At 63.9% G+C, this 5,493-nt stretch carries 6 protein-coding genes; 2 read left to right on the top strand and 4 right to left on the bottom strand.

Annotated features, from left to right (window positions below; translation table 11 throughout):
- Positions 1-44: 44 nt before the first annotated feature.
- Positions 45-977, bottom strand: a complete 933-nt coding sequence (locus IRZ30_RS15240) for a VOC family protein (protein WP_294086365.1) — start codon at positions 975-977, stop codon at positions 45-47.
- A 231-nt stretch (positions 978-1,208) separates the two neighbouring features.
- Here IRZ30_RS15240 and IRZ30_RS15235 point away from each other — a divergent pair, with 231 nt between their 5' ends.
- Together IRZ30_RS15235 and IRZ30_RS15230 are read left to right on the top strand one after the other, a co-directional pair.
- On the top strand, positions 1,209-1,892 hold the full coding sequence (locus IRZ30_RS15235) for a PRC-barrel domain-containing protein (protein ID WP_294086363.1): 684 nt from the start codon (positions 1,209-1,211) through the stop codon (positions 1,890-1,892).
- A gap of 12 nt (positions 1,893-1,904) precedes the next feature.
- On the top strand, positions 1,905-3,002 hold the full coding sequence (locus IRZ30_RS15230) for an alpha-hydroxy-acid oxidizing protein (RefSeq protein WP_294086362.1): 1,098 nt from the start codon (positions 1,905-1,907) through the stop codon (positions 3,000-3,002).
- A gap of 121 nt (positions 3,003-3,123) precedes the next feature.
- On the opposite strand, the gene IRZ30_RS15225 is transcribed toward IRZ30_RS15230, so the two are convergent.
- The 3 genes from IRZ30_RS15225 to IRZ30_RS15215 all read right to left on the bottom strand — a co-directional run.
- Positions 3,124-4,536: an HD domain-containing protein gene (locus IRZ30_RS15225; RefSeq protein WP_294086361.1), complete on the bottom strand. Its 1,413-nt coding sequence runs from the start codon at positions 4,534-4,536 to the stop codon at positions 3,124-3,126.
- Positions 4,537-5,028, bottom strand: a complete 492-nt coding sequence (locus IRZ30_RS15220) for a hypothetical protein (protein WP_294086360.1) — start codon at positions 5,026-5,028, stop codon at positions 4,537-4,539. It abuts the gene before it with no gap.
- A 314-nt stretch (positions 5,029-5,342) separates the two neighbouring features.
- Positions 5,343-5,493, bottom strand: a 151-nt coding sequence (locus IRZ30_RS15215) for a hypothetical protein (RefSeq protein ID WP_366945365.1), incomplete at its 5' end; no start/stop codon positions are given.

The raw sequence follows: 5,493 nt of genomic DNA, 5'->3' as shown, positions 1-5,493 counted from the left end.
GGGCCGGGGGTGAGGGGGACGTATGCCGTATGACGCACCCTGGCTCAGACACTCCCCTCGATCGCCGCCGCGTCCGCGACCCTCAGCGCATGGCCGGACTGGAGCACCAGCGTGTTCCCAGACGGATCTTGCACGACGACACGATCACCGGCCTGCCGGTAGGCGATTCCGGCGGCGTCGATGCGCGCGACGACGGCCTGGAGCGCGTCGCGGCTGGGGAGATCGACCGTGAAGTAACGCAGCCGCACGAACTCCTCCGGCGCCGGCCCCGCGCCGCGAGAGTGCCAGACATTCATGCCGATGTGGTGATGGTAGCCGCCCGCCGACACAAAGAGCGCCGACGGCATGTGCGCCACGATGTCGAAGCCGAGGACGCCGTGGTAGAAGTCGGCCGACTGCCGGATATCGCGCACCTGCAGGTGCATATGCCCCAGGCGGGTTCCCTCGGGCAGGCCCGACCACGGCCGGCCCGCCTCCTCGGCATCCCGTAGCAGCCCGCGGATATCAACCGGCAGCGTCGCCATCTGGACCTGGCCGTCCGACCACTGCCACTCCTCGCGCGGCCGGTCGCGGTACATCTCGATCCCGTGCCCGTCCGGGTCTTCGAGGTAGAGGGCCTCGCTGACCAGGTGGTCCCCCTGGCCGGGCAACGGGAAGCCCAGTTCGAGCCAGTTACGCAGCCAGCGTCCCAGGTCGGCGCGGGTCGGCAGGAGGATGGCGAAGTGGTAGAGCCCCGTATAGCTGCGCGCGCCGCGGGGCCACGGCTCGGCGCCCGGCTGCTCCCGCAGCAGCAGGATCGGTCGCCCAGCCACGCCGAGCGTCGCGGCGCCGTCGGAGCGCTCGAGCACCGCCAGGCCGATCGCCGCCGTGTAGAACACAAGCGACCGCTCAAGGTCGGCTACGGTGAGCGCGAGCAAGCCGACCTCCGTCCCAGGGTCGATCGTCGCGGTGGAAGGATCGGGCGCGGTGGACGTCATGGTGCAACTCCTCGACGAAGCACGGAGCAGCCGAAGCCGGAACGCCACGGCGTGCGCAAAGTCTCGCACGACAGAGGCCGGGCCGCCGAGCGCGGCCCATCATCGCTCCCCAACAGCCGTGCGCCCCGCCGCATTCCACCCGGATCACGCATGCGCACACCGCTCTGGCACTCGGCTTGCGTTCCGGCGGCCAACAGCACCAGCGCCTCGCCACGCGAAAGGAGATCGCCGATGGAGCGCACCCACCTCGACCTGGGTAAACCGGTTGTTGCCGCCGACGGCAAGCGCGTCGGCACCGTGGACCGGATCGTGTTCGACCCAAAGACGAAGGAGCTCCAGCAGTTCATCGTCCGCCAGGGCACACTCCTGACCAAGGACCGCATCATCGACCGCCCGGTGATCGACCGGGTCGATCCGGACGGGACGGTGCACCTGAACGTGTCGTCCGAGATGGTCGACCAGTTCCCGGAGTTCTACGAGGCGAACTTCATCATCCCCGAGGAGGAGGATCTGGCCTGGTTGCCACATGCCTGGGTGAGTGGGCAGGCGATCGAAGGGGCGATCCTCTACCCCGCTGCGGGCTCCTTCGGGCTGGGGTACGACCCGCACGCCGGGATAATGGAGGCCGCCCCGCTCGACCCGCCGGTGGTCGAGACGGAGTCGAACCTGAGCTCCGACTCAGTGCTGATCGACGAGGGCACCAGCGTGGTGGACCGCGACGGAACCAAGATCGGCACAGTGGACGAGATCGTCTATGATGAGGACGGCAACGTCGTCGGCTTCGTGGTCAAGGCCGGCTTCATTTTCCACCACGACGTCCGGATCCCAGCCGACTGGGTTGAGTCGGTCACGACCGATAGCGTACAACTGACCGTAACCGCCCAGGAGGCGGAGCAGGCCGGCACGCACGAATAGGAGGGATGCCGGGTGACGGTCCGATCCGGCCGCAGGCGCGGCCAGCTCGCCGAGGACGCCACGTCAGCGCCCAAGGCGGCACCCACTCCGAGGGCCGCACCTGACCCTACGCCCGCGCCGTCCCCGGTGTGGAGTGCTCTGACGCTACTGCCCAACCCGCTGCCGGAGATCGCCCTGGCCAATGTGGACACGAGTGTCCGCTTCCTGGGCCGGGAGATCAGCCTGCCGGTGCTCCTGCTCGAGCCGCAGTCCAGCGAGGCACTGGGACCGGTGGCAGCGCTGGCCCAGTCGCGCAGCCTGCCGCTGAGCATCGGCGATGTCGGCGCGCTCGCGACCGACCCGGCGCTGCCCGCATCGCTGCAGGGGCTCCGCCTTCGCGCACCCGACACCATCCTCCTGGGCGAGATCCCCGCCACCACACTGGTGCCGCAGCCGGATCAGCCCGCCCGCGACCTGGACCGCCTGGCTGAGGCGACCCACCAGGCTGGCCTCAGCGGCCTGATCGTCCGGCTGGACTTCGACCAGGCAGCCCTCGCGGGCAACGCCACACCGGACGCCACCGGCGCGCTGGACGCGATCGCAGCACTGATCCGGCGGCTACGACTGCCGGTGCTGGTACGTTGTGCCTCCGGGCTCGCGCGTCACACGGCCCGCGGGCTGGTCGAGCGCGGCGTGGCGGGCCTGCTCGTGGCGGGCACAGGCCCAATCCCGACAGCCGGCGGGAGCGGCACGCCATCCCCGGAGCAGGCGCAACCCCGCACACTCGCCACTGTCTTCGCCGGGTGGGGCATTCCCACCGTCGCGGCCATCCGCATGCTCCGCTCCGTCGGCGCGCCGGTCATCAGCGATGGCGCGGTCGAGACCGGCCTGGACGCAGCCAAGGCGATCGCGCTCGGCGCCGATCTCATCGCCCTGACCCCACCGGCAGCCAGCGAGGACACCCTGACCGCCTGGCTGGACACCTTCACGGCCGAGATGCGTGCCGCGATGTTCCTAGCCGGCGCCCTCCGCATCGGCGGCCTCCGCCAGATCCCCTTCGTCGCCACCGGCGAAACTCGCGAGTGGCTCGAAGCCGCCGAATCCCTCTGGCGAACGGACGTGGGGGACTAGGCAGCGAAGACAACATTCAGCCTAAAATATTCGTTGGACGGTTCTTCCGCGGCTGCTCAGTTGCTACGGCATGCTACAGGCATCGGCTGGCCGGACTCACTGCCCTGAGAATGAGGGGACCTCAGCCAAGGTGCTCTTGCGCCGCTGATTTGATCTCCTCGTATCGGCCTTCCTCGCCTTCGGGGAGAATCACATAGATGCGGCGCGCATATAAGACGTAGTTAGCAAGGATGTTCATCAATGACTGCCTCACACTCACAATTGGTTGAGATGCGCTCCCTTGCGTATCTAGGATATGGACCGTTTGCTCAAGTCCGTCCTCGTCATCCTCTTCAAGGTGCACAGCCTTAGAAACAGACATATGGGGACCCATCTTGGTTAGCTTGAGATCAGCTTCCCATTCTAGCCATCGTGATCGTGGAACATCAAACTGCTTCGCTAGATCACTAATCACAGAACGGACCATCTTGCCCTGCAGCTTGAAATGCTCTCCATGATCATCACGGCTACCAAGGAACTCCGACGCCCATACGAGCTTGGGAGGCCGGCGATCAAGAATTGCCTTAGCCTTCAGCTTATCCACCTCGTCGGACGCCGTGAGCGACAGTTCGCGTATCTTTCCCCACACATATGTATCGTCGAACGACGACCATTCCCCGTTTCTGATCGCCTGCCCCACCCATCCGGCGGAACACTCGATCAATCCATTCCGAAGAAGCGCTGCAAGTACGTCCTTCAGCAGGAGCTCAAACGCGACTACTGTCTTATGATACGCTACTTGGAGATAGTCGAAGTATCTACTTAGCAGAAAATGATCTACTGCGCGGAGGGCTTTGCGAGAGAGGCAGATACGACCATCAGCATCGACCAGCAGTTGACTGAGTATATAGTCCAAGTCAACCGCACCGTACGGTAGGCCCGTGTGATGCGCTGTTCGCAACAAGTAGTCGATTCGATCTGCATCGAGATCGGAGCTCAAGAGGCTGGCCAAGCGCCGCTGGTTCGGCTCATGCTCTTCCCGCATGAAGATAGAGGATATGTCTTCCGGGTCATATCCCTCCTCCTTCAGGATGGAGCGCAGCTCCTCATCTCCGAGGAGAACCTCCTTACCAGCTCGCTCGTGATTAAAAGGCCGTTCCTGCTCCAGGTTCAGTGGGCGGTCTTCTCCGTCGGCCACGACGTATCGTCCGGTGTAATGATTCGAAACCGCATCCTCCATCGCGTGGGAGAAGGGGTAATGTCCGATATCGTGTAAGAGAGCGGCAAGTCGGAATCTCTGTCTATCCCAGCACTTCAGAGAGAGCCCGCTACGGAAAAGCGCATCGAGAAGCCTTCCCATAACGTGACACGTGCCGAGCGAATGGGAGAATCGCGAAAAGTCGGCTCCGGGGAACACAAGATAGACAAGACCTAGGTGTTTTACATATCTCAAGCGCTGGAAAGCTCGTGTTTCTATCACGCGCGTTTCTAGATCAGTCAGCCCTATCGAGCCATGGACTGGATCAGATACGCGCTTCACGATCGACGCATTCATCTACCTGCCCGACAGAAGTCGGAACTCATATAAGCTGTCAGCAGCGGCGTCCGTGTACTTAGCGAGATGAGGCTTGTGCAGATTAAGCTGGAGCGCTGCGTCATCATGCGACAGCCCACGTACATGCCGCAGGAAGTGGTATGAGGCTAGCAGTTCTAGCCAGTCCTCTTGGAGGAGTGGTATTTCTGAAGGCACATCAAGAAGCTGCCGAATTCGTCTGAGACGCTGGCTAACAGAGGGATGTAGGCGTTTGCCTGCGAGCTCTGATTCGTCCGATTCCAGAGACTCGGCGAGCGCGTAATAATCTCTAGTTAGCGCTGGGCTGTAAGGGCCCATCAGATACCAGCCGAACCGGTACCCCAGATCGACGCCCGTGAGCTGCCCGAGATAGACAGCCTTCTGAACACGCTTCCGGTCGCCTAAGCTGTTGATCTTCACTGGGATATCCAACTCAGTGAGAAACAATTCCAGGGCGATCAGCCGTGGGTCCATTGGCGCGCTCCTGTTCACTCCCTCACCTAGCCCCGATGATAGAACACTGGTTCGATAATGACAAGAGTTCTCAAACCGTCGAACAGCGCCCGTCGTCTCTATCCCTCGACTCGTCAATGACGGGCTGCACGTGGTGCGTGAGAGGGTAGCGAGGCCAAATCCCTCCGCCCCGCCGCAACCGGCCCAAACAGGGACGCCTCCGTCCGGGCCTACCCTTCCCCTAACCGGAGACCGTACCGCGCGGTCCGTGGCACGGATGACCGAACACGGAGCACGGATCTCGCAGCACGCTCTACGCAATACGCACTCGCCCCCTACGTCCCGCAGTGGCCCCCGTGGCCGTTGGGGTTGACGAGGTGCTGCGGCGGGACGTCGAGCGCCGGGTTGGCGTCGAAGAAGCCGAAGGGCTGGAGCAGGAAGCCGACGTACTGCACCGGCATCACCGGCCAGTCCTCCAGCCGCACC

The sequence above is a fragment of the Sphaerobacter sp. genome (genome assembly GCF_019683595.1).
In the GTDB taxonomy this organism is placed as follows: domain Bacteria; phylum Chloroflexota; class Chloroflexia; order Thermomicrobiales; family Thermomicrobiaceae; genus Sphaerobacter.
Note: the sequence above shows the minus strand (reverse complement) of the source record. Positions and strands in the feature narration are given on the sequence as shown.

Excerpts from the sequence above, each read along its gene's own strand:
- IRZ30_RS15235 (WP_294086363.1), top strand. The coding sequence starts at position 1,209 with ATGGAGCGCACCCACCTCGACCTGGGTAAACCGGTTGTTGCCGCCGAC.
- IRZ30_RS15225 (WP_294086361.1), bottom strand. The coding sequence starts at position 4,536 with ATGAATGCGTCGATCGTGAAGCGCGTATCTGATCCAGTCCATGGCTCG.
- IRZ30_RS15220 (WP_294086360.1), bottom strand. The coding sequence starts at position 5,028 with ATGGACCCACGGCTGATCGCCCTGGAATTGTTTCTCACTGAGTTGGAT.
- IRZ30_RS15240 (WP_294086365.1), bottom strand. The coding sequence starts at position 977 with ATGACGTCCACCGCGCCCGATCCTTCCACCGCGACGATCGACCCTGGG.